Annotated in this window: 19 protein-coding genes; 5 read left to right on the top strand and 14 right to left on the bottom strand. The window is 55.8% G+C overall.

The window, feature by feature from the left end; translation table 11 throughout:
• Positions 1-96: 96 nt before the first annotated feature.
• Positions 97-1,545, top strand: a complete 1,449-nt coding sequence (phnY, locus tag ACR0AJ_RS09275) for a phosphonoacetaldehyde dehydrogenase (protein WP_480647431.1) — start codon at positions 97-99, stop codon at positions 1,543-1,545.
• A gap of 6 nt (positions 1,546-1,551) precedes the next feature.
• Here the strand turns inward: phnY and ACR0AJ_RS09280 are convergent, their stop codons facing one another.
• Positions 1,552-2,394 carry a fumarylacetoacetate hydrolase family protein gene (locus ACR0AJ_RS09280; protein ID WP_480647433.1) on the bottom strand — a complete coding sequence of 281 codons (843 nt, stop codon included), beginning with the start codon at positions 2,392-2,394 and terminating at the stop codon, positions 1,552-1,554.
• Between the two features lie 288 nt (positions 2,395-2,682).
• On the opposite strand from ACR0AJ_RS09280, the gene ACR0AJ_RS09285 reads away from it, so the two are divergent.
• Together ACR0AJ_RS09285 and ACR0AJ_RS09290 are read left to right on the top strand one after the other, a co-directional pair.
• Positions 2,683-3,327, top strand: a complete 645-nt coding sequence (locus tag ACR0AJ_RS09285; protein ID WP_170350067.1) for a GNAT family N-acetyltransferase — start codon at positions 2,683-2,685, stop codon at positions 3,325-3,327.
• Positions 3,328-3,470: 143 nt separating this feature from the next.
• On the top strand, positions 3,471-5,189 hold the full coding sequence (locus tag ACR0AJ_RS09290) for an adenylate/guanylate cyclase domain-containing protein (protein WP_254428490.1): 1,719 nt from the start codon (positions 3,471-3,473) through the stop codon (positions 5,187-5,189).
• Positions 5,190-5,251: 62 nt separating this feature from the next.
• Here the strand turns inward: ACR0AJ_RS09290 and ACR0AJ_RS09295 are convergent, their stop codons facing one another.
• The 7 genes from ACR0AJ_RS09295 to ACR0AJ_RS09325 all read right to left on the bottom strand — a co-directional run bounded on the left by ACR0AJ_RS09295 (position 5,252) and on the right by ACR0AJ_RS09325 (position 14,470).
• A complete protein-coding gene (locus ACR0AJ_RS09295) occupies positions 5,252-6,145 on the bottom strand; it encodes a hypothetical protein (RefSeq protein ID WP_170350069.1) in 894 nt (297 codons plus the stop codon).
• Between the two features lie 153 nt (positions 6,146-6,298).
• The gene (locus ACR0AJ_RS09300; protein ID WP_170350139.1) at positions 6,299-7,594 is read right to left on the bottom strand and encodes a gluzincin family metallopeptidase; all 1,296 of its coding nucleotides are present in this window, start codon (positions 7,592-7,594) and stop codon (positions 6,299-6,301) included.
• 42 nt (positions 7,595-7,636) lie between these two features.
• Positions 7,637-8,947, bottom strand: coding sequence for a TfuA-like protein (locus tag ACR0AJ_RS09305; RefSeq protein WP_170350070.1), 1,311 nt, complete (start codon positions 8,945-8,947; stop codon positions 7,637-7,639).
• The gene (locus tag ACR0AJ_RS09310) at positions 8,944-10,149 is read right to left on the bottom strand and encodes a YcaO-like family protein (protein WP_170350071.1); all 1,206 of its coding nucleotides are present in this window, start codon (positions 10,147-10,149) and stop codon (positions 8,944-8,946) included. The genes ACR0AJ_RS09305 and ACR0AJ_RS09310 overlap by 4 nt, the downstream gene beginning before the upstream one ends.
• Positions 10,150-10,326: 177 nt before the next feature.
• Positions 10,327-12,390, bottom strand: a complete 2,064-nt coding sequence (locus tag ACR0AJ_RS09315; RefSeq protein WP_480740684.1) for an ABC transporter permease — start codon at positions 12,388-12,390, stop codon at positions 10,327-10,329.
• Positions 12,391-12,394: 4 nt separating this feature from the next.
• A complete protein-coding gene (locus tag ACR0AJ_RS09320) occupies positions 12,395-13,474 on the bottom strand; it encodes a quaternary amine ABC transporter ATP-binding protein (protein WP_170551862.1) in 1,080 nt (359 codons plus the stop codon).
• A gap of 60 nt (positions 13,475-13,534) precedes the next feature.
• Positions 13,535-14,470 carry an ABC transporter substrate-binding protein gene (locus ACR0AJ_RS09325; protein ID WP_170361707.1) on the bottom strand — a complete coding sequence of 312 codons (936 nt, stop codon included), beginning with the start codon at positions 14,468-14,470 and terminating at the stop codon, positions 13,535-13,537.
• A gap of 435 nt (positions 14,471-14,905) precedes the next feature.
• Between ACR0AJ_RS09325 and ACR0AJ_RS09330 the strand changes: the two genes are divergently transcribed.
• Positions 14,906-16,009, top strand: coding sequence for a Hint domain-containing protein (locus tag ACR0AJ_RS09330; RefSeq protein ID WP_480662719.1), 1,104 nt, complete (start codon positions 14,906-14,908; stop codon positions 16,007-16,009).
• On the opposite strand, the gene ACR0AJ_RS09335 is transcribed toward ACR0AJ_RS09330, so the two are convergent.
• Positions 15,971-16,363: a hypothetical protein gene (locus ACR0AJ_RS09335; RefSeq protein WP_480740686.1), complete on the bottom strand. Its 393-nt coding sequence runs from the start codon at positions 16,361-16,363 to the stop codon at positions 15,971-15,973. The two genes, ACR0AJ_RS09330 and ACR0AJ_RS09335, sit on opposite strands and share 39 nt — an antisense overlap.
• Here ACR0AJ_RS09335 and ACR0AJ_RS09340 point away from each other — a divergent pair.
• Positions 16,362-17,249 (top strand): DMT family transporter, encoded by an 888-nt coding sequence (locus ACR0AJ_RS09340; protein WP_480740688.1) that lies wholly within the window; start codon positions 16,362-16,364, stop codon positions 17,247-17,249. The two genes, ACR0AJ_RS09335 and ACR0AJ_RS09340, sit on opposite strands and share 2 nt — an antisense overlap.
• Before the next feature lie 135 nt (positions 17,250-17,384).
• On the opposite strand, the gene ACR0AJ_RS09345 is transcribed toward ACR0AJ_RS09340, so the two are convergent.
• From ACR0AJ_RS09345 to ACR0AJ_RS09365, 5 genes are all read right to left on the bottom strand, one after another.
• A complete protein-coding gene (locus ACR0AJ_RS09345; RefSeq protein ID WP_170350076.1) occupies positions 17,385-17,588 on the bottom strand; it encodes a hypothetical protein in 204 nt (67 codons plus the stop codon).
• A 348-nt stretch (positions 17,589-17,936) separates the two neighbouring features.
• Positions 17,937-18,293: a DMT family transporter gene (locus tag ACR0AJ_RS09350; protein WP_170350077.1), complete on the bottom strand. Its 357-nt coding sequence runs from the start codon at positions 18,291-18,293 to the stop codon at positions 17,937-17,939.
• Positions 18,294-18,322: 29 nt separating this feature from the next.
• A complete protein-coding gene (locus ACR0AJ_RS09355; RefSeq protein ID WP_480647443.1) occupies positions 18,323-19,759 on the bottom strand; it encodes a UbiA family prenyltransferase in 1,437 nt (478 codons plus the stop codon).
• A 104-nt stretch (positions 19,760-19,863) separates the two neighbouring features.
• Entirely contained in the window at positions 19,864-21,234 is a 1,371-nt protein-coding gene (locus ACR0AJ_RS09360) for a nucleotide sugar dehydrogenase (protein ID WP_480740690.1), read from the bottom strand.
• 221 nt (positions 21,235-21,455) lie between these two features.
• The gene (locus ACR0AJ_RS09365; protein ID WP_170350080.1) at positions 21,456-22,631 is read right to left on the bottom strand and encodes a glycosyltransferase family 4 protein; all 1,176 of its coding nucleotides are present in this window, start codon (positions 22,629-22,631) and stop codon (positions 21,456-21,458) included.
• Between the last annotated feature and the right edge of the window lie 19 nt (positions 22,632-22,650).

Genomic DNA, 22,650 nt, shown 5'->3' on the forward strand with positions numbered 1-22,650 from the left:
CGAAAATGGCGTTCTGACGGTACGAGACGAATTACAGGATAATTGACGTATTTATCTATGAAACAAAAGCGGCGCTTAAGAAAAATGGACGGGATCATGAATACATCCGACATTCGCAACGAAGGCATGCGCATCGGGGGGCAGATCGTTTTTACCGAGGCTACGGTTCCCGTTCACTACCCCTATACCAACGAGGTTATTGGCACGGTGCCAGCAGGCACCGCCGAACACGCACGCAAGGCTTTTGAGGTCGCTGCAAGTTATACCCCCAAGCTTACCCGGTACGAACGCAGCCAGATTCTGCAGCGCGCAGGTGAATTGATCGGTGAAAAACGCGACGATCTGGCGAAGTGGCTGACGCTGGAACTTGGCATCTGCCACCAGCATGCGATTTACGAAACCAAGCGGGCGCAGGATGTATTTCAGTTCGCCGCAGCCGAAGCGCTGAAGGATGATGGTGAGGTGTTCTCGTGCGATCTGACCCATAATGGCAAGCAGCGGAAGATTTTCACTAAACGCGAACCGGTCAAAGCCATCAGCGCGATCACGCCCTTCAACCACCCCCTGAACATGGTCAGCCACAAGGTTGCCCCGTCGATTGCCACCAACAATTGCATGGTCTGCAAACCGACCGAATTGACCCCGCTGACAGCGCTGACACTGGCTGACATCCTGTACGAGGCAGGGTTGCCGCCCGAGATGTTCCAGGTGGTCACTGGCTGGCCACAGGACATTGGTGATGAGATGGTCACCAATGAAAACATCGACATCATCACCTTCACGGGTGGGGTGCCGGTGGGCAAAATGATTGCTGAGAAAGCGGGGTTTAAACGTCAGGCGCTAGAGTTGGGCGGCAACGATCCCCTGATCGTCTTGAACGATCTGAGCGAGGCTGATCTGGACCGGGCCGCAGCCATCGCCGTGGCCGGGGCCACTGGCAATTCCGGGCAGCGTTGCACGGCGATCAAACGTGTTCTCGTACAGGACAGCGTGGCGGATAGATTTGTGCCGTTGGTTCTGGAAAAGGCCAAGGCCATTCGCTTTGGCGATCCGCAGGATCCTGAAACGCAACTGGGCTGCGTGATCCATTCCGAGGCTGCAGAACTGTTCGAAAAACGTGTTTACATGGCTGAAGGCGAGGGCGCGGTGATTCTCTATCACCCCGGTCGTCAGGGCGCGCTTTTGCCGCCGATTGTTGTCGACAAGGTTCCCCACACCAACGAGCTGGTGATGGAAGAAACCTTCGGTCCCATTATACCCATCGTCCGCGTGCCGGATGATGACGCCAAGGTCATGGAAATCTCAAACGGAACTGCGTTTGGCCTGTCCTCGGGCGTCTGCACCAACGATCTGAACCGCGCGATTGCCTATATCAATGGTCTGAATGTCGGAACCTGCAATATCTGGGAACAGCCCGGGTACCGGATCGAAATGTCGCCTTTTGGGGGCATCAAGGACAGCGGCAACGGGGTCAAAGAAGGGGTCATCGAGGCGATGAAATTCTTCACCAACGTCAAGACCTATTCCTTGCCCTGGCCAGAGTAAGGGTGTTCAGCCCTGCACTACGTCCTGTCGCTGCACGCCCAGCCCTTGGATGCCCAGTTCCATCTTGTCACCGGGTTTCAGATAGATCTGAGGGGTCCGTCCCATACCCACACCCGGTGGTGTTCCGGTTGAGATCACATCCCCTGGCTGCAGTGACATGAACTGTGACAGGTGCGAAATGACTGTGGCCACATTGAAATGCATCGTATTGGTCGAACCATCCTGATAGCGATGCCCGTTCACCTCAAGATACATCTGCAGGTTCTGTGGATCGGCGATCTCGTCCCGGGTGACCAGCCAAGGTCCGATCGGGCCGAACGTGTCGGCCGATTTACCTTTGACCCATTGGCCCGAGCGGTGGAGTTGAAAATCCCGCTCGGACAGATCGTTGATCACACAATATCCGGCTACGTGGTCAAGCGCCTCGGCTTCGGAAATATATTTGGTGTGCTTACCGATGACGACGCCCAGTTCAACCTCCCAATCGGTCTTAACCGAACCGCGCGGGATTTCGACAGTGTCATTCGGACCTACGATGGCAGAGGTCGCCTTGAAGAAAACCACCGGCTCGTCGGGCAGGTCCAGACCGCTTTCGGCTGCGTGATCGGCATAGTTCAGGCCGATGCAGGCGAATTTACCAACATTCCCGACACATGCCCCAATCCGCGGATCACCGTCGACGACAGGCAATGTTCCAAGGTCGAGCCCACGCAGCCGCGCCATGCTTTCATCGCCAAGCATCGCGCCAGTTACATCGTCAACAATCCCCGACAGATCGCGGATTTTACCGGCCTCATCCAAAATACCGGGCTTTTCCGCGCCAACCGGCCCATAGCGTAACAGCTTCATATCCTGTTCCCTTTCAACTCAGTTGGTCCAGCCGCCGACGACGGCAATAGGCTGTTCGATGTGACCAAATCACCGCCGCCTTGGGCGTGCAATAGACAAACCGGTGCGGGGCATACTTCAGGATCGTGCGACCAAGGGCATGTTGATCTTCGGCACGTCGGGGTCTGATCTTCGCAACCATAGGTATATAATCGCCGGGCCGCTGTTTTCTCATTTCGTATTTGCTGCCTATGTATGTTAGGCTCTGGGGTGTATATTTTCTGATATTAGTTAAAGGTAGTTGGTCCATTGTCAGACAAGTCCGACAGCGTATTCAAACTGCGCCCACTTGAAAAAGCAGATCTGGAGGTAATCACACCCTGGTTTCAGGATATCGAGGACCTCGGCCGATTTGATCGTACATCGCGGATTCCGTTCAACCTTGCGCAAACCGAAGACGTCTGGCGCGATGCATTTAGCGCGTCAGGCGGCAGCGGAAAGTGCTGGTTCGTTGTCGTCTCCAATAGCGGACAAGTGGTGGGGATTGTTGGGCTCGAGGCGATTTCCCCGGTAAACCGGGACGCGGTCATCGCCATGTTTGTCGAAAAATCGGTTCGGCGTTTGGGCCTTGCCATCAGAGCGACGGCACTGGTGGCGGATTTTGCATTCCGTCAACTGGGTTTGAACAGGCTGACCTCATATTACAGGCAGGATAATCATATCAGCCGCGACCTTGTGGAAAGACTGGGATGTCAGGTCGAAGGTACCATGCGGCAAGCCTGGTATGCAGACGGAACGTTTCATGACATGATTGTTGTTGGACTTCTCCGTCAGGATTGGATGAATACTCGTCCGACCCTGGCAAAAAGCATTAGCTCAGAAACAGTTGTGACTTTCGGAGAGAACGGGTGCCCAAGCTGGTCTTGGCCACCACAGGTTGATAAGTGTGACTAACGGGGTGTGCAATTGCTCTGCAAGCGCAGAGGCACATTTTGCTATAAGGTGACCATAGGGTTCGAACGCAGCCCCTAATACGAGTTATGAATGTGAACACCACGAGTCCAAACTCTTCCATAACGCAGAAGCTGGGTGCAGTCTTGTTTGCCGATGTCGTCGGGTATTCCCGCCTGATGAGTGAGAACGAGCTGGACACCTATAACGCATTGAAATCGTTGATTTCTCATCTTGAAGAGACCTGCGCCCGTTTTCAGGGCCGGGTGGTCGAGGTGCGCGGCGATGGTATTCTGGCTTTATTCGAAACTGCCACCAGTGCCGTGGAGTTCGGCGTCGAACTGCACCGCATTGCCAGCCAGCACAATCAGGATCGTGCCGAAAATCAACGAATCAACTTTCGCGCAGGCGTCCATCTGGGCGAAATCCTGATCGACGATCGCGGCATTCATGGCGACAATGTGAATATCGCGGCGCGTCTTCAGGAAATTGCTGAACCAGAAAGGGTTTACGTCAGTTCCGCCGTTTATGATCAGGTCTGTAACCGGCTGCGCTATGGCTATGAATTTCTCGGTCCTCAGCACCTGAAGAACATCCTTGCGCCTGTCTCGACCTATTGTGTCCGCAGCGAAGTCGCTGGCGCCACAATGGCCGGAACGATGCGACCGGATATGCCCGGGAATATTCTGGAACGTCCCGATACGCCCTCGGTGGCGGTTCTGCCCTTCAGCAGCAATGGCGGTGACGAATCCGACAGCTGGATTGCGGAAGGGTTGACCGACGACATCATCATGAACCTGTCCAAGTTCCGCAATCTGTTCGTAATCGCGCGGAACTCGTCCTTTTTCTTCAAGACGCAGGGGATGCCACCGAAAGAGGCCGCGCAAAAGCTCAACGTGCGGTATATCGCGCGGGGCAGCGTGCGTCGCTCGGCCAGCCGCATTCGGATCACGGCGGAACTGATCGATGCCTCAACCGAACGCACCATCTGGGGTGAGCGGTTTGATCGTAATATCGACGATATTTTCGACATTCTGGATGAGGTGACCGAGTGCATCGTGGCCGCAACCGCGGTGATGATCGAGTCGCATGAAAAGCAGCGGATGATCCAGTCGGTCCCATCCGACCTCGAGGCTTATGGCTCTGTTTTGCAGGGCCAGTATCACATCTTCAAATACACCAGGAATGACAACCGGAAGGCGCAAAACTTCTATCAGAGTGCGCTTGACCGGGATGGGGGTTATGCACGCGCTGCGGCTGCCCTGTCACGAACGCTGAATATCGACTGGCGCTATTCCTGGTCCGAAGATCCTACGCAAGCCCTGGATCAGGCGCTGACTTTCGCACAGCGGGCGATTGAACTGGATCCCACGGACGCGCGCGGTTTTGGTGAATTGGGGTATGTCCACCTATACCGCAAGGAACATGACGCGGCCCTACAGTCGTATAGGCGGGCGTTGGCATTGAATCCCAACGACGCCGATATGCATTCAGATTATGCCGACGCGCTGGCTCACTACGGTGACAACGAAACGGCAATCACTCATCTGCAGCAGGCGATGCGGTTGAATCCATACTTCCCGGACCAATACTTATGGCATCTGGGTGGGGCATATTTCAATCTCAGGCAGTATCAAGACGCCATCGACGCCGTAAACAAGATGAACAACCCTACAGAAGGGCAACGTTTGCTGGCAGCAAGCTATGCACAACTTGGTGAAACCGACATTGCGCGTCAGATCGCGGATAAGCACCGTGTCGCGCATCCTAATTTTTCACTGGCACGTTGGGAAACAGTGCAGCCGGACAAGTTAGAAGAAGACACGCAACATTTTGTTGGGGGCCTGAAAAAGGCAGGTTTCTAAATAAAGACAGGCCCTGTTTTGCAAGGGCCTGCCGTGTTCTTTCCCGATACTGTAAAACTGCGTCAGTCTTCTGAGCCTCGTGCGCGCGCACCGCTGACCCTGGCTCCGCTCACACGGGCACCGCTGACGCGCGCCCCACTGACACGAGCTCCGCTGACACGCGCGCCACTCACGCGGGCTCCGCCAACGGCCGGGCTGTCAAAGCCGAAAAAGATATCCAGCAGAACCTGTTCAAACTGACCAGTCATTACATCCATCCGGACGGTGTAATCGGCCTTGTCATAGTCCCACACCTTGATGTCGTTGGCGATCTGATAATCAGCTGAAGCAACGCCAGAGAGGGTTGGGTCACTCGGGGCTCTGGACGCAAGGTTACCGGGTTTGTTACCTTCAGTTGGGCTTTCACCCTTTCCGTGAACCAGGAAAATAGTGGGCTCCGGCAACTCATAATAGGTGCCCTCGTAAGAGAACCCATAGATACGCGCCAATCTGGCGTCATCGCCATATTGATCTTTGAGCTGCTGATTGGCTCCAAGTTTTTCTGAAAGTTCCTTGCGGAATACAAACTCTTGCTTATTGAAGCCAGTCGGCGTGGGCAAAGTCTGTTCCCAATAGCTGTCTGCGTATTTGTCCCCATCGGCGACCTTAACAAGAGCGCCCTCTTTCACCCGTGTCTGATCCTCTAGTGTATAGTTGGAGTTCGTTACTTTTACAGTATAGATACCATTCTTTTTCGGACGATTTCCGGTAATCAGAACCTTTTCGTCGTTCGCAACTTCTTCACCGTCGATAGTGTCATCCGCGACGGACAAAGTCTTGTTCACTTTGACCTTTTTCTTCGCAACAAGCTTTACGGTTTTAGCCGGCGTCACATTCTTCGAAGCTGCGACCTTCAGATCATTCAACAAACGGCCAAACAACAACACTTCTGAAAAACTGAGCAAAGATTCGGACATCTCATTTTCTCCCAACTATGGGATCGACGGAGTTTGAACCCTCATCTCCCCCCTTTAAATTAGACTCGAACAAATAATTCGAGCAAATACATTCCAATAATCACCCCAAGATTGCATGCCATAAAACCGTTTAAAAATAAAGGATTTTAGGCGCTAACCCGGCACCTGCGTGCGAACTGAATCGGAATGACTGTCTTCATCGGGGTCCGGCACGCGAGGACCGGCCGTTGTCAGGCCGATATCGCGCATGCGGAAATTGCCTTCGATGATGCGACGAAATGCGCCGCCGGAAATCTCTTGATCCACGGCCAGCAAAGCCTTTTCGACACCGAAATAGCTTAGCATATCCGCGTCCAGTCGCTCCCACGCGTCGGCCAGATAGGTGCCCAGATAATCGCGCGCCTCAATAAGGGCGATGCGGAACCCTTCGGGGTTTTCGGCGTATCGCTTGTCAAAAATACCCTGCATCACTTGGCTGTATTCTGGCGTGCCTTCCAGTTGGTCCGACAGGTCCTCTTCTTCCGCCGAGATCAGGCCATGCACCAGCAATCGTTCGTGGTAGATGTCGACGAACACATCGAACATCGCACCGGTCAGGGGTTCGGACAACGCGTGCTCGCTGGACCATCCGGCGGCGAATTCCGACATAGTCCGATCATTGGCGGCAATCCGGATCTGCGCGTTGTCCGACAGTTCGGCAAAACGGCTGAGGCGGTTGAAAGTATAGAGGTTCCCCCGCGTGTTTTCGAGCAACGCGTCCACCACCGAACCGAAGTGCAATGACGCCAGCAGAGCCACCAGATCGGCAGCGGATTCGTGAAACCCGTAATACTCGCCCGAGGCATCTCCGTCTGTTGGCATTCCGATCACACTGTAAATAATCGCATGGCCGACTTCATGCGCGACCACGTCGAAATTCAGGCTGTAAGGGCGGTATTCATTCCCGTGTTCATGGGTGCCACCGGTTTCCAGAAAACCCCAACCGATATGCGCGTTGTCGAGGCTGGGCAGAAGTGACAGTTCCAGACGGTCGAAGTCCCGGGCAAAGTGCCAAGGGATCTGACGGTCGAAATACCCCTGCCAGACATCCATTGTGAAATGGGCTGAACCATACAGATGCGCAGCCTCAAAGGCCGGGTCGGTTGGGTCGATATGGATGAAATTTCCGAACTCATCCGGCATTGCCGGCGGATGGATATATCCGTCCCATGGTGGCAGGTACATGCCCGGACCGTTCGGCCCCGGTATAATGGCACCGTAAGGCGTGGTTTTTCCCACCGGGTTCACCGTATACATGCGCGGCCCGGACGGCCCCGGGCCGATACTGCCCTGAGGGGCAGAGATTTCGACCAGTTCCAATGGGGCATCAGGTTCCAGAAAAGGCGACTGCGGATACAGCAGGAATCGAGTGCCGGGTTCTTCGTCTTCGATCTGTTCGGGGTAGTTCACAAAACGCCCTCCGGTATCGTGCCCGGTCAATTCCGGCGGCCTTTAATCGGCGGCTCCGGCGTCGGCACTTTTATGGCAATATAAAAACTCGGCTTCTATCAGGTCATAAAACGCATCGCGCCCGGTCAGACCAAGCGCCACTGCGTAGGAGTCAAGATCATCAGGCACCTGTTGGTCAAGACGAGATTCAAAATACCACATTAGCACCCGCAAACGATCCACTCCGGATGAGCCCGCCGGAATGGCGTTCTGTCCCTTGCTGGCGGCCCGATCCCGCAACAGGGTGTATTGACCCGTGCGACGCAATTCTGACAGCAGTTGTGTGTCCAAATAGCTCGCACGGGATGCAACGGTGGCGTCGATCCGCGCAGCGTCTGCCAGCATAGCCTCATAGCTTTCGGGGTTCAGATCGTTCGCCTCAATCCACGCCATCAGGTCAGACCGCCGTGACAAGCCTGTTGCCGCCCTATGATCGTCCATCTTCCGGACCAGATCAGCGCGTGTAGGGGTACGATCCCGTCTAGAGGCATCTTCGCGCGACAGCAGCGCCAACGCGGCGCGATCTTTCAATTGCGCGTATAAGTCAGGGTTCAGACGCAATTCGTCGACAATGGCGCGATCAGCTTTCGGCTCACCGCCATCCACCCTTGCGCATAAGGCTTTCCACATCAGGGTTGGTTCGGTACGCGTCACCTCGGTCGCGGGCAAAGGTGTACCATTCAAGTGATCCGACATGCGGGTCAGCATGGCGCATGCGTCAACCGCCTTGGCGTCGACCCGACCCGTCGGCAGCCAATCCGCGAAACCGTCCACTCCTGGCAAGTCCTGCACGGCAGAGATAATATCCGCCCAAATTCGCTGGCGATAGTGCATGACCTTGGCGAGATGTAGCATCTCAGACGCCGTGTCCGTAGGCAGGACACCCGCAGCCTGCGCTTGCTCCACAGTTGCGCGGATCGACACCATCGGCTCGCTGAGAGGTTGGAACCCCAGTTCGGCCGGGCTGTGTAGCACGGCAACCTCATCGTCATCCTGCAGGACATCGGTGTAATAGTCCTGAAAGATCTGACCAACCCCGATCATTCCGAAATCAGCCAGCTCGGCCGCGCGCAACGCGCCCATGCTGGCGCTGCCAAAGACCGGAATACCCAGTTCGATCGCCCATAGGATTTCCTTGTGCCATACCGATGGAACCCCTTCGAAAAATCCGTCTATGATCCCGATTGCGGTCGGTTTTTCGCGCGCGACACGATAGACGTCGCCTTGTCGAACGGGTGGCAGAATGGTCGCATCCAGATGTTCGGCCACTGCGTCAGACGTCAGGGTAGGTCCCACAAAAACAACTGCCGTCATGCCAAACCATCCACTATGCGCTGTGCCCGGAGGCCGGGCACATAATCTGGATCGTCATGCGGAGCCTCCAGCCCGGGGATCACAGCCCGGATCACGGCGATATCAATTTCAGGCCGCGACAGATCAACCGTCACCACCTGTGAAATGCCCACGGCGGCAAGCCGTTGCAGCAGCAATTCCAGGTCTTCGTCAAAGGACCCGGTCACATGAGACGGACAATCGTCAAATCTTTGATCCGCTGCGACACTATCAATTAGGTCATGCACATAGCGCCCCCGATCCATCTTGGCCTGATCGGTGAATTCCTCTGGATCCAGATCATCCCGTGCGCCAGAGATATAGGTAAGTCGCGTCTGTGCCGCCTCGGTCAGGGCCCGCAGCAAGGCGATCGCACGGTCTGGGTGGCAACCATCACCAATACCGATATGGCCGGGCTGTCCGCCGCCTTCGCAAATCACACAGCGGAAACTGGCAATACCTATATCTGAAGTCGTGTTCCACAACCCTATCTCAAGCCCGGCTGTGGCTATCATTTCGATGGCCTGACGACAGCGCGGATCATCCACAGTGTCTGGATCAAGGCGGGGAGCGCTCGCACGGTGATGCCACAATGTTGTGGCGTCCCGTTCGATCAACTCGCAGATGGCGTGACAGCTGGCCTCGGCCACATTGTTTCCCGACGCCAGACCGTTGGTCGTGCGAGGAAAGGCAGCCTGACCGCCAACCGGCGCGGTGGTATAGTCGGTATCGACCATCTCAAGTGGGACCCAGCATGCGTTGTCCGTGCCCAGATCACGACCCAAAACCCACAGCATGTTGGCATGCGGGTCGAAATGCCCGCCGGTCACGCGCGGCAGTTCCGCCACTTCAACAACGGTCGCGTTCTGGACCAATTCGGCATATCTGGCCAGACGCTGAGGCAAATGCACCCGTTCAGCATGCCAGGATTCAATCGCCTCCATGACGCCTGATGCTTCGGCTGCGCGCAGTGACAACCCTTTGCCCAGTGACACAGCAACCGACCGGGAATTGGGTCGGGCGACCATCACAGTGGGCAATCCGATCCTGTCCAGACCGGTCAGGTTTGCGATCCGGGTGATGCCCATGCCTTTTAGAAATGGTTTGACGATTTGCAAGGTGTGCTCGGGGTCGCGCAGCCGATGCGTGTCCAGCACATATTGCTTCTGCGATCCATCGGGCATGTTGAGAGCCTTATTTGAAAATTTCGCTCAACGTAAAATAATTGCGCCGGGCCAGTCCGTTACGGGGCAGGATGATAGATCATACCCTGTCGGTCAACCGTTGCGGCCTTTGGACCTTTCGGGAGCTGCCGCGTAACATTGTCAGGCCGTGTGTCCAGTATATCGTACCGCTGGAGATTAAAGTGCGTTGTTCAGTTTCACGCCCAGACGTGCTTGAATCTGTTGGCTGAACCCCTGCGTGATGCGGTCGGCGATCATTGCGATGATGGCCATGCCGATACCGGCAGTCATCCCGACCCCGAAATCGCCATCTCCGAGGCCGATATAAATCTGCTGGCCCAGATCGTCAGTGCCCACTAGGGCGGTAATCACCAACATTGAAATCCCGAACATGATTGTCTGGTTTAGGCCCAGCATGATTGATGGCACCGCAAGTGGCAATTTCACCTGCCACAGCAACTGCCGGGGCGTCGTTCCGATGGCTGTTGCCGCCTCGATCACGTCATGCGGCAGGTTACGTAGCCCATGTTCGGTGTATCGGATCGCCGGAACAATCGCATAGACGATAATGGCCAGAAGAGCCGTGAATTCACCAATTTTGAACACCATCACAAAGGGAATGAGGATCACGAATAGCGGCATGGTCTGCAACGTGTCGATAACGGGCCTTACTATGCGGGACACAGTGTCATTCTCGGACGCCCAGATGCCGATGGCGCTGCCGAACAGAAATGACAGCAGAACGCCTACGCCGCAGAGGTACAAGGAAATGACTGACGGTTCCCAAATTCCGGTCAGAAGCAAAAAAGCGACCCCGGCCAGCGCCCAGAGTGCAAGGCTCTTTCCTCCGGCCTGCCAGGCCAGGGCCAGGATCACAGCGCAAAGCGCAATCCAGGCCAGCCCGGTCAGGCCGGAATACAGGACCAGCCCGAACAGGATCACCCAAAGAGCTTGCAACTGCTTGCCTTTGAACGCGAAATACCCAGCTATTGCCGCGACGATCAGTGCATACCCCGTGGTCACGGCGGGTGTCATGGCAAAACCCCAGGTAAACGGGCTGACGGCCTGAGACAGCCCGATCTTGATTGGCAGCATCAGGTAGAACAGCGCGACACGTTTGATTGCTTCAAGCGTGGTGCGGAATTCGACAAAGATCCACTCAAGCCCCGCGTTCATAGCCGGGGCGGGGTTCAGCACCCACGCTTCGGGCCAGTCTTTGAGGGGTGGGAAAACCATGGCCAGCAGCCAAGCAACGCCAAACAGCGCAGCGCAGATGATCCAGCCTTTGGCCCCGCGTTTAGCTGAACTGGACTGTACCGCGAACCCCCAGGTGATCCGATCCAGCACCATGGCCATCAACGCGATCACGATCCCTGCCAATAGGCTTTCACCGAACTGCGCTTTGCGCATAGTCGATAGCACCTCCCAGCCGATATCGTTTGTGCCGCCGATGATCGATGCAATGATCACCATGGACAATGATGCCATCGTCGTTTGGTTCACCCCTAGCAGGACTTGCCGCTGCGCCGTTGGAACCCGCACGCGCCAGAATAGCTGGGATGGGGTGGCACCGCTCATCAGGCCGGACTCGATCACTTCGTCCGGAACACCGCGCAGGCCAACGATGGTATTGCGCACCATTGGAGGAAAGGCGAACAGGATGGAAGCGACCAAACCGACCGTAGTGCCAAATCCGAACAACAGCAGGATCGGCAGCAGATAGGCAAAGGCCGGGACGGTTTGCATCAGATCCAGGACTGGCATGATGATGCGATAGGCTCGGTCAGACAGAAACCCCCAGGTTCCCAGCGCAAAGCCCAGTGCCACCGCCATTGGAATCGAAACAACCACAAGCGCGAAAGAGTTCATGGACTGTGTCCAGAACCCAAACGTGACCATGTATAAAAGGCTGACGGCGGTAAAGATCGCAAGCCCCCGACCCCCTGCACGAAGGGCCAGATAGACCCACAGCATAAACCACGCCACCCATGGCACCGCATGCAGAACCGTCTTGGCCAAAAGGATGGGCCAATCCAACAGCCAAGAAATAGCTTTGAAAAACCAGCCGAAGGTCACCACAAACCACCGCATCGCGATATTCATCGGGTCGGTTACCGGCAGAACCAGTGCATCAGGATAGGTGACCAGTGGCCCAAGGCTTTTGGCAAAGACGACGCAAATGGCCACAAGCACTGTGACCGCAAGCCAGACCACCAGCGATCTGTTCGAAACTGCATCCATTAGGTCAGTCCTTGACCGCTGAGGCGTCTGATACACCGCTGGCCAAAGCGGCAATCACGTTCTGACTGGTCATGTGTACCAGCGCATTGTCGTCCTTGCGCACGGCCACCCCGTTGTCGTGTGAGGCCAGATAGGGCAGCAGATCGGCCACATTGGTTGAGGCCGGAACCTCTTTGATCCCGCTCGGCGGGACGTTGTCCGAAGCCACATCGCCCGCCGTCAGGATCAGCTCCCACGGGACGTCATTGGTGAATTCACGCACATAATCGTCGACGGGGTTCAGGATCAGATCGACTGGGCGCCCGATCTGAACCACTGCGCCATCCTTCATGATTGCCATTCGATCGGCAATGCGCAGCGCTTCAAGAAAATCATGGGTTATGAAGACGATAGACTTGTGCAGCTCTTGCTGTAGCCGCAGAAACTCGTCCTGCATCTGGCGTCGGATCAATGGGTCCAGCGCGCTGAAGGGTTCGTCCAGAAACCAGACCTCTGGTTCTACAGCCAGCGACCGTGCAATGCCGACACGCTGTTGCTGCCCGCCCGACAATTGGCTGGGAAAGCTGCTTTCGCGCCCTTCTAGGCCGACCAATGAGATCACGCGCTCGGCGCGCTCCAGACGCTCTTTGTCGTCCAACCCTTGCAACTTCAGGGGAAAGGCCACGTTTTCCAGTACGTTCAGGTGCGGCATCAGGCCAAAGCTTTGGAACACCATCCCCATCTTGTGACGGCGAATGTCTATCAGTTCCTTCGCCGAGACCTTCAGCAGATCCTCACCATCCAGCAATATTTCCCCGGCGGTGGGTTCGACCAGACGGGACAGGCAGCGCACAATGGTGGACTTACCCGAACCTGAAAGCCCCATGATCACAAAAATCTCGCCCGGCATGACATCAAAGCTGACATCGGTCGAGGCGACAATGCCGCCGTCATCGCGAATGTGTTGAGCCAGGGCCTTAGCCTCGCTTGGGTCCTGACCTGCCACACCGATGTTGCGCAGATGTTGATCCGCCCCTTTACCGTAAAGTTTCCAAACATGTTTGCAGGACAGTTTCGGGGTGCTGGTTGGGGAAGATGCAGTCATTTTAGCAGCCTTACAAAGGGTGGAGCGCATATGTCGCGCTCCACCATGGTCAGAGACGGGTTACTGTTTTGCCGCTGCAACCCAAGGCTGCCACACGTCTTCGTTTGCGCCCATCCACTCGGCCACGACTTCTTTGACTTCGCGCCCGTTCTGATCCACTTCCAGGATCAGTACGTTCTGTACGTCGTTGGTCAGGTTCATTTGCTCAACCATCTTCATCGCATCCGGATAGGTCGACGCGAAATCTTTCGAGACGATCTTATCGACAGTCGCCTGCTGGAAGCCGCACGCCTCGCCGCGTTTCTGGCTGGCCTCGTCGCAGGTGCCATGCGGCGTGTCCCATTCGACCCAGTTCACATCGGTCTCGGCAAAGACCCAGTGCGGCTGCCACATCATCATCAGGATAGGCTGCTCGGCGGCCACGGCGCTTTTCAGTTCGGCCAGCATCGCTCCTTCGGAACCGCCCGGAACCGGCTTGAACGGCAGATCGATCAGCTCAACCAGATCGGCTGACCGGGTTCCCCAGTCTGCCGGGTAGGTGATCAGACGACCATCCGGGAAGGTATCCGCGGCGGCAAAAGCCTGCGCGCAGTCATACAGCGCCTCATAGGCCGGTAGCCCAGGGCACTTTTCGGCCATGTACGGCGGATAAATCCAGCCTTCCTGCGGCTCAAGCCCCAGGCCGCCGACAACAATGATATCCCCGGCCTCAACGGCCTTGGGGTAGATGTCGCCGACATTGTTGGTCCAAAGTTCCGGCTGATAATGCAGGCTGCCCTCGGCAATGGCGGCCAGCTGCGGCACGGCACCGGCGGTCACGTACTCGACCTCGTGGCCCAGCTGTTCGAACAGCGCCCCTGCAAAATGGGCCGAGATATGCTGACCGGTCCATTCGTTGACAGCAATCTTGATGGGATCGGCCAGAGCAGCGCCCTGGCTTAACAGCAGTGCGGCTGAAGCCAGCAAAGCAGGCTTCAGAGAGTTTGAAATAGTCATTGTGTGACCTCCGTTGGTGGACTGGCCATTTTGGCCTTTTTTGTTTGCTGTATCGAAAAACAGTACAGTTGCAGGTATTTGGCCCAACAGACTGCTTTCTATCAACAGTGTTTTTATTAGCTCTTTCGAATGCGATCTTCACTTGCACCAAGCTGAGCATGAACGCGATCCTAACATGAGAAAACAGACCATCAAGGATTTGCACCCTAAGTAATTGATGCGCAACACGGGTTCGGTTCTTTTGCGCATCACTACACGATAAAGATCTGTACTCTGCTGATGATTGACCAGCCCGACCCAGATACCAATAAGACACGCTTCGGTATTTGTTTTGACCACCAAACCCGATCCACAAATAAAAATTCTTGAATTGTTAAGAAGTCGAAGGTTATTTGACTGCTGTACGTTCGTTTTTTTGTTTTTTACGAGTTTTCCATGCCGACAACATTTACCGTCTTTTCCCTTGGCAACCAGCAAATCTGGGACACGGCTGAAGGCAACCAAACCCTTTCAACCGGCGCAGTGAATTCGTCCCTTGGCACCTATGGGTCAGCGGGAAATCCTCTGTTTGACAGTAGACAGACTTTCGCCGAGGCAGGGTCTGGTTTCAGCGGCGGGGATTCTACGGCCTATGATCTGGACAACAACGTCTCGAACGATCAGTTCAGCATCGACGGTGGGTCGCCGCAGTCGTTTGATGCAGCAATGCAATTCGATGCTGTCATTACATATACCGATGGCTCGACCGTAAGTATTACAGCTGTTGTTTTTCAAGATACCAACGGCAACACCTATTGGGCACCGGAATTTCAGGATAACGCGGATCAGGACGCGATCGACGCAAGCGCGATCGAGTCGATTCAATTGGTCTCGCCGATCTATGCGAACGGCTTCAATACCGGATACTCGCTGTTCGGGGAAAGGGCCGATTCCGATCCGTTGTGTTTTGTGCGGGGGGCGTTGATTGCCTGCCCGGATGGGCCCAGGCCCATCGAGTCCCTGAAAGCGGGAGATCAGGTGCTGACCATGGATAGCGGCGCACAACCAATTCGTTGGATCGGTCGACGTACGATGGCGGCTATTGGAAAATTCGCACCCATCCGAATCCGCGCGGGTGTTTTGGGCGCCGAGGACACATTCGAGGTCAGCCCGCAACATCGCCTTCTGTTACAAGGCGCCGATATCGAGTTGCAGTTTGCCAGCCCCCAGGTTTTGGCAGCAGCAAAGTATCTGGTTGACGGTGACGGAATATCTGTGCGCATCGGTGGCGAAGTCGAATATTTCCATCTGCTTTTTGATGATCACCAGATTGTCTGGGCCAATGGCGTCGCGTCAGAAAGCCTTCTTCTTGGCAAAGCGGGGACAGCCGCGCTGGATGAAGAGGATGTTTCGGAAATCCAGACGTTGTTTCCAGAACTTGATTTGCCATCAGGGCGGGGTCTTGAGGCTGCGCGCCCGGTTTTGAGATCTTATGAGGCGTCGTTGATGGCCGCAGGGCGTTCAACGGAAAATCCAGGCGCCCTTAGAAAGATTGCTTGAGGCGGCGGAATAATTTCCTGTTTTAGAATGGCACGGATCGGGGAACTCAAGCCTCTGCGTCTTGCGGATCAGGATAAAATCCCAGAAATATCTTTCAATTTCAGGCGTGTAGAGAAGCAGAAGCGCGAACGTGCGATATCTCGCAAATGCCTTGCTATGCGCAACAAGGTGATCCATCGCCTTTTTGGAAGTCGCGGTTTTGGTCGAGTGACCATTATTAGAGAGCTTTCCGCAAGAAACGGGTCGCGGTGTTGGGGGCGCGCGGACTAGTTTTTTGGGAGAAGTATTAACGAGGAACCGGCAACAAATGACTCCGCAGCCCATGCCATCAATGGATTTGAAGGCCACTGCCATGCTGCTGTTGCTTGCGGCCGTTTGGGGCGGTTCGTTTTTCTTCGGCGAGGTTGCCCTGACCGAAGTGCCGCCACTGACAATTACGCTGCACAGGGTGATCTGGGCGGTTCCTATTCTCGCCCTGATCGTCATAATCAAAGGATTGAGCGTGCCACGCACCCCTCGGATATGGGGCGCTTATCTTGTTATGGGCGCGCTCAACAATGCCATCCCATTCTCGCTGATCTTCTGGGGGCAAACGCAGATCGACAGTGGACTTGCGTCAATTTTAAACGCAACGACGGCAATGTTCGCAGCAGTTGTGGCTGGTTTGCTTCTCAAGGATGAGCCGTTGACGCCAAAGAAGATAGCAGGTGCTGCGCTAGGTATATTGGGTGTGGCCTTTATCATGGGGCCAAGTGCGTTGACTGAGTTCAATCCCAGCAACCTGGCACAGTTGGCTATCCTTGGGGCCACACTTTCCTATGCTTTTGCCGGCGTTTGGGGCAGAACTGCCCTTTCAGGCCAACCGCCGCTTGTGAATGCGCTCGGTATGCTGATTGGCAGCACCGTGCTTATGATCCCAATTGTTCTTGTGATGGATGGCGCCCCCAATTTTGATTTGTCTTTAGGCGTTTGGTCTGCGCTTCTTGGGATGGCCGCGTTGTCAACGGCATTGGCCTATGTTCTTTACTTTGCAATTCTTGCGCGTGCGGGTGCGGCCAATCTTCTTTTGGTGACGCTGCTGATCCCACCGTTTGCTATCGGTCTTGGCGTGACATTCCTTGGTGAGAGGATGGAGCCGAGTGCGTGGATTGGGTTCGCCATCATTGCTTTGGGCTTTGCCGTGACCGACGGTCGACTTTTTTCACGCATCGCTAAAGGCAAGCCCAGACAAGCGGAATGAGACGCATCTTTGAATTTCACCGCATAATGGCAGGCGCGAGAAACACGAAGTTCGAATATGGATAACTTCTACATGGAATGAGGGAAGTTTCAGTGCAACAGGACACTAGGCAACATGGAAACCGCCCAGCGGAGCTTAGCCGGAATAGGCGTGATCGTGTTTGCGGAGTCGATTGTGCAACAATTTGGCCACCCCAATCACGATGAGAGCTGCCAGAATGAACAGCCAGCCAAACAGAATATAGGCCCCCAATGCCATCAGGATAGAAGAACCGGAATATAAGGCAAAACCGCCAGCACATAGGCCAACAAGGATGGCTATTCCGAAAATTCCCATCATTTCTTTCGGCCCTCCGGCTGTGACCTTGGTCGTGTCCCCCTCCAAACTGGCAAGAGTGATGCCTTGGAGCGAGCGCCCACGATGATTCCGCGCCTAAATCATGGCAAAACTGTGAACCACCTTGGGTTAAAATTTGATTATTGTTACCTGACGGGGCAACGCCCCACTACTCGTTCGACACTGCGTATTTTTGAGGCCAAAAGAAGCCTGACCCAATTATTCCTTAAATTCCGTGCTGCGGCAATGCTTTCTGAAAAAGACCTCGAAAAATGTGCGAAGGTTTGCTTGCCAACATATAGATCTGTTGCGGGATTGGACCAGTCGCACCGGGCTTGTTTAGACCAGGCCTCAGGCTTGTTTCACCTGTGACAGGACAAAAACACCAGCGATGACCAGCCCGATGCCAACGATTTTTTGCAGGTTCAGTGTCTCGGAAAACAAGAAATATCCGACGACAAGAATGCCGACCATCGCCAATCCGGTGACGGCCGGGTAGGCGATACTCAGTTCAAGGCCGCGGATGGCGACAATAAAGCTGCTCAGCAACAGCAAACCACTGATCAACCCGGCCCAGGCCCAGGGCGAAACCACAAGGGCACGAATATCGAAAGGTCCTGAAAGCTGTTGCACAGCCAGTTTGAACGAGACGTTTGTGCAAATGTTCGCGCAGACCGCAAATAGCAACGCAGACCAGTATAACGACATAGTATTCTCCTTCGTTTTCGCGGCCATCATCAAAGGGTCAGGTATTTCGCAGCCAGGGTCACAAGAACAAACGCGCCACCGACCATAAGACTGATCCTGTCGCGCAGGGCAAACAGGACCGGATCGTCCGCGACCCGTCCGCGCCGGGCACCGACCCAGATGCGGTTGCCCCAGTACAGCAGTAGCAGACACAGCAGCCAAAGGATTTCGGGTGTCCGGTAAATCTCCTGCACTTCGGGGCTGTTGATATAAAGCGCCAGAATGACAACGGCTGCGGTGATATTGGCCACGCCCAGGCTGAACATGGTTTCGCTGTCGGCATAGGAATAATCCCGGCCATGGACATTGCCGTCATCTTCAGGTGCCGCGGCCACTTCGATGTAGCGTTTCAGATAGCCGAGGCTGACAAAGACAAACATCGAGAATGCCAGAAACCAGGATGACAGGACAATTCCGGTGGCCGCAGACCCCGCGATGACACGCAGCGTGTAAAGCGACGCCAGCACCATGACATCCGTTGTTGCAATCTGTTTGAGCCAGAAGGAATAGGCCATGGTGATGATCAGATAGGCAATCAGCACAACCGTAAAGACGGGTGGAAGGAAAGTCAGTGAGAGAGCAAAGGCGATAACGGGCAGCGCGATGGCCCCGGCAATGCCTGTATGCAGGGACAGATCGCCCGATGGCAGAGGGCGGTGCCGTTTGCTTGTGTGCTGGCGATCAGCGGCCAGATCGACCAGATCGTTCAGGAAATACACGCCTGACGCACAAAGACTGAAGCAAACAAAAGCCAGCAAAGACGCAAGAACCGACGAAAAGGGCAGATATTGTTGAGAGGTAAAGATCGGCGCAAAGATCAGGGCGTTCTTTGCATATTGATGCGGCCGCATTGATTTGAGAAAGGCGCGCCACAGCGGCGGGCGTGATGTGATGACTTTCTCGGCTGTGCCCGCCGCCTGCGCCGTTGCCACCTCGGATTCAGGAGCATTTACGAATATGTTCGACGCAGAGGCGGCCCAGATCGGGTTGTCGGCGGCGCTGTCTCCGGCATATGCAAATGCATCACCATGGGCGGCGGCGCGTATCGCGGTCAGCTTGTTGGCGCCTTTCAGGTTGTGATCTGCATCCGTTGCCAGCACGGACTCGAATATCCCCAGATGTGCGGCAACCTTATCGGCATATATGCGGTGCGAAGCTGTCGCGAGAACCAACTGCCTGCCATCCGCTTTCTGCTGTTCCAGGTATTCAAGAAGCGGGGTTTCGTATGGCAGCGTCTCGGCCCTGAGGGTGACCTCCTGGGCAATGCGTTCCTTGGCGTAGGGAATACCTTTGAACAACCATAAAAGGAGGGGAAAGATATTAAGCGGGTTCCTTTTCAGGAATTGAAGGATGGCCTCGACAAAAAGATCAGTTCTGATCAGCGTCCCGTCCAGATCAACAAAAATTTTCTCGGGCTTTTCACTCATTACAAGAATTCTACTTTTGATTTTTACCTCATTGAAAGTACGTAATTTTAGTAACCTTTTTTCTGTTTCAAAATTGCCGGACGCGTTGCACAGGGCTGATGTGTTCAGAGTTTGACGAGCTTGCCGCTTGTCACGGTAATTTCTGCTTTTTCAAAGACGTTGCGTGTGTCGAAGATCAGCGTCGCCGTGCGCGCGACCAGATCGTAATCCGGGGCGCTGTGATCGGTGATGACGGCCACCGCCGCATATTGTCTCAGGTTCTCGGCCGCCAGCGGCACAGACTCCCGGCCCGCAAGCTGCGGGTATTCACCGCCTTCCGGCAGTCGGGGGAAATACGGGTCGTGATAATCCACCTCGGCCCCCAGCTTCTCCAACTCATCCAGCAGCACCAACGCCGGGCTGCGGCGGGTGTCTTCGACATCGCGCTTATAGGCGATGCCCATCAGCAAAATATTCTGCCCGGTCAGCGGCTGCCCGGTTTCCGCCAGCGCCGAGCCGTTGCGTGCCGTCAGCTCTGCAGCCATGCGCGCAGCCAGCATCTGCGGGACGGCGTCGTTGCTGGAGCGTGCCAGGTTGATGATCGGCGTATCCGACCCCGCATCTGCGGCGCGCCACGCCAGATAGGCGGGGGACACCGGAATGCAGGCCCCGCCAATGCCGGGGCCGGGATAGAAGGGCATAAAGCCAAAAGGCTTGGTGGCCGCTGCCTCGATTACCTCCCAGACGTCCACATCCATCGCCTCAAGCGCAGTTTTCAACTCGTTGACCAAGGCGATGTTGACGGTGCGAAAGCTGTTTTCGACCAGTTTCACCGCTTCGGCTGTGGCGGCCGAGCTGACCGGCACCGCGCTGGTGACGATGGCGCGATAGAAATCCTCGACCAGTTGCCGCGACAGCGGATCGTCGGCACCTACCACTTTGGGAATACTGTGCGTGTCGAACTTGTCATTGCCGGGGTCTTCGCGTTCCGGCGAGAAGGCCAGAAAGAAATCAGAACCTGCACGCAGACCGCCGGCCTCAAGAATGGGCTGGACCAGAGTTGTCGTGGCTCCGGGCCAGACGCTGCTTTCCAGTACCACCATCTGACCGGGGCGCAGATGCTGCGCGATGGTTTGGGCTGCGGCAGCAACAAAGCGCATGTCCGGGTCCTGCGCATCGGTCAGCGGGGTCGGAACGCAGATCAGCACGATATCGGCCTCGGCCAGTGCGGCAGGGTCCTGCGTGGCGCGGAAACGCCCACTGACCACAGCCTGCGCGATCCGATCCGACGCCAGATACGAGATGACCTGATCGCCCTGATTGATCCGCGCCACCCGATCGGGGTTGAGGTCAACACCGGTCGTGTCGAACCCCTCATCATAGGCGGTCAGCGCCAGCGGCAGGCCGACGTAGCCCAACCCCACCACCGCGACCCGCGCGTCGCGCGCCGCGATAAGCTGCCCGAGGGACTGATGGTGCGAGGTTTCGTAGTTCATAATTTACCCTGATCTTACAAAGTCAGACTGAAATCAATTCACGGTATGGCTGTCGGAAATTCTAACCTTTTCCACGGATAGGAGGAAGGGGGTGCGAATCCAACAAATTTGTCAGCCTGGTTCCAGACTGCCGTACCGCGTTTCCAGTAAGGGTTCAATTCTTGGACGGACACAGAATTGTTGCGGGAAGTTTGAAAAAGGCGCGCCTGGGAAAAATTTCTTTACTTCGGGCTTAGCGCCGTTCGAAACGATGCCTCGGCCAGTTCTGCACCTTTGTCCCAGCTAAAGTTTGAGGCTTGCGCCATGGCTTTTTGCGACAGGTCACTTCGTAGTCCGGGTTCTGTCAGTAAGCGGATGGTTTGATCCGCAAGGGCCTGGCTGGATAGGGGGTCGAAATAAAGCCCGCCATCACCCACCACCTCGGGCAGACTGCCGCGATCCGAGGACAGAACGGGCGTGCCGCATGACATCGCCTCGAGCGCGGGCAGACCGAACCCCTCCCAAAGCGAGGGAAAGACCAGCGCATCGGCCGAATTGAGCAGAGCGGCAAGTTCGGGGTCATCAATCTCGCCGGTGAATAGGATGCGTTCGGACCGGGTGGCATCAGCGGCAGCACTGGCCTTGAGGTCTTCGACATTGTCCCAGAACCGCGCCCCGGTGGTGCGCCCGACAATAGCCAGCCGCGTTTTTGGCGCTTTCTGAAGGATCTGAGGCATGGCCTCAATTAGGCGCAGCACGTTTTTATGTCGGTTGAACCCGCCCAGATAAACTAAAAGCGGTGCGTCAGGTGGGATTCCATAGGTCTCTCGGGCTTTCACCAAAACCCGATTGTCGTGAATAGGCTGAAAGATGTCCTCGGCCCCTTCCGTGATCGTGTCAATTCGCGCGCGGGGAATGCGCAGAATACGCGTCAGGTCATTTGCCGAAGCGTCCGAAATCGTCATCACCCGCGTCGCCTGCACCTTGGCCAGCCAGCATTTGGCCTGCCACAGTCGGAAGTTCAGACGTTTTGGAAAGATCAGGTCGGGAAAGCGTTCGGGTATCGTGTCGTGATAGCAGACTACCGTGGGTCGCCGGGACGGCAGCGGAAAATAGGAATAAACCGCCGGGTAAAAGAACACGTCGCAGTCGATGTGTCGGGCCGCCTTGGCCATTGTCAGCAAATCGGCCCCGCCCCGGGCTTTGGCTCCCGATGAGGCCTCGGACATCGAAAATTCAGAGCCTGCAATGCGGGTTTCGACACCTTCCGGCACGGGTCGTGTCGGTTCCTGATCAAACAGGAGCGTATATCGAAAGCCGGTATCGCGGGCGGCCAGAGCAGTGACCAGATTCCGGGTGAACCGGCCAAAGCCTCGTTCGTTATCCCAGGGTGTTGCGTCAATGGCGATGTGGGTCAAAGGCCTTGGTCCCTGATAA

It is taken from the genome of Ruegeria sp. CJ9, from assembly GCF_056536625.1.

Excerpts from the sequence above, each read along its gene's own strand:
- phnY (WP_480647431.1), top strand. The coding sequence starts at position 97 with ATGAATACATCCGACATTCGCAACGAAGGCATGCGCATCGGGGGGCAG.
- ACR0AJ_RS09280 (WP_480647433.1), bottom strand. The coding sequence starts at position 2,394 with ATGAAGCTGTTACGCTATGGGCCGGTTGGCGCGGAAAAGCCCGGTATT.
- ACR0AJ_RS09295 (WP_170350069.1), bottom strand. The coding sequence starts at position 6,145 with ATGTCCGAATCTTTGCTCAGTTTTTCAGAAGTGTTGTTGTTTGGCCGT.
- ACR0AJ_RS09305 (WP_170350070.1), bottom strand. The coding sequence starts at position 8,947 with ATGACGGCAGTTGTTTTTGTGGGACCTACCCTGACGTCTGACGCAGTG.
- ACR0AJ_RS09310 (WP_170350071.1), bottom strand. The coding sequence starts at position 10,149 with ATGCCCGATGGATCGCAGAAGCAATATGTGCTGGACACGCATCGGCTG.
- ACR0AJ_RS09315 (WP_480740684.1), bottom strand. The coding sequence starts at position 12,390 with ATGGATGCAGTTTCGAACAGATCGCTGGTGGTCTGGCTTGCGGTCACA.
- ACR0AJ_RS09320 (WP_170551862.1), bottom strand. The coding sequence starts at position 13,474 with ATGACTGCATCTTCCCCAACCAGCACCCCGAAACTGTCCTGCAAACAT.
- ACR0AJ_RS09325 (WP_170361707.1), bottom strand. The coding sequence starts at position 14,470 with ATGACTATTTCAAACTCTCTGAAGCCTGCTTTGCTGGCTTCAGCCGCA.
- ACR0AJ_RS09330 (WP_480662719.1), top strand. The coding sequence starts at position 14,906 with ATGCCGACAACATTTACCGTCTTTTCCCTTGGCAACCAGCAAATCTGG.
- ACR0AJ_RS09340 (WP_480740688.1), top strand. The coding sequence starts at position 16,362 with ATGCTGCTGTTGCTTGCGGCCGTTTGGGGCGGTTCGTTTTTCTTCGGC.
- ACR0AJ_RS09335 (WP_480740686.1), bottom strand. The coding sequence starts at position 16,363 with ATGGCAGTGGCCTTCAAATCCATTGATGGCATGGGCTGCGGAGTCATT.
- ACR0AJ_RS09345 (WP_170350076.1), bottom strand. The coding sequence starts at position 17,588 with ATGATGGGAATTTTCGGAATAGCCATCCTTGTTGGCCTATGTGCTGGC.
- ACR0AJ_RS09350 (WP_170350077.1), bottom strand. The coding sequence starts at position 18,293 with ATGTCGTTATACTGGTCTGCGTTGCTATTTGCGGTCTGCGCGAACATT.
- ACR0AJ_RS09355 (WP_480647443.1), bottom strand. The coding sequence starts at position 19,759 with ATGAGTGAAAAGCCCGAGAAAATTTTTGTTGATCTGGACGGGACGCTG.
- ACR0AJ_RS09360 (WP_480740690.1), bottom strand. The coding sequence starts at position 21,234 with ATGAACTACGAAACCTCGCACCATCAGTCCCTCGGGCAGCTTATCGCG.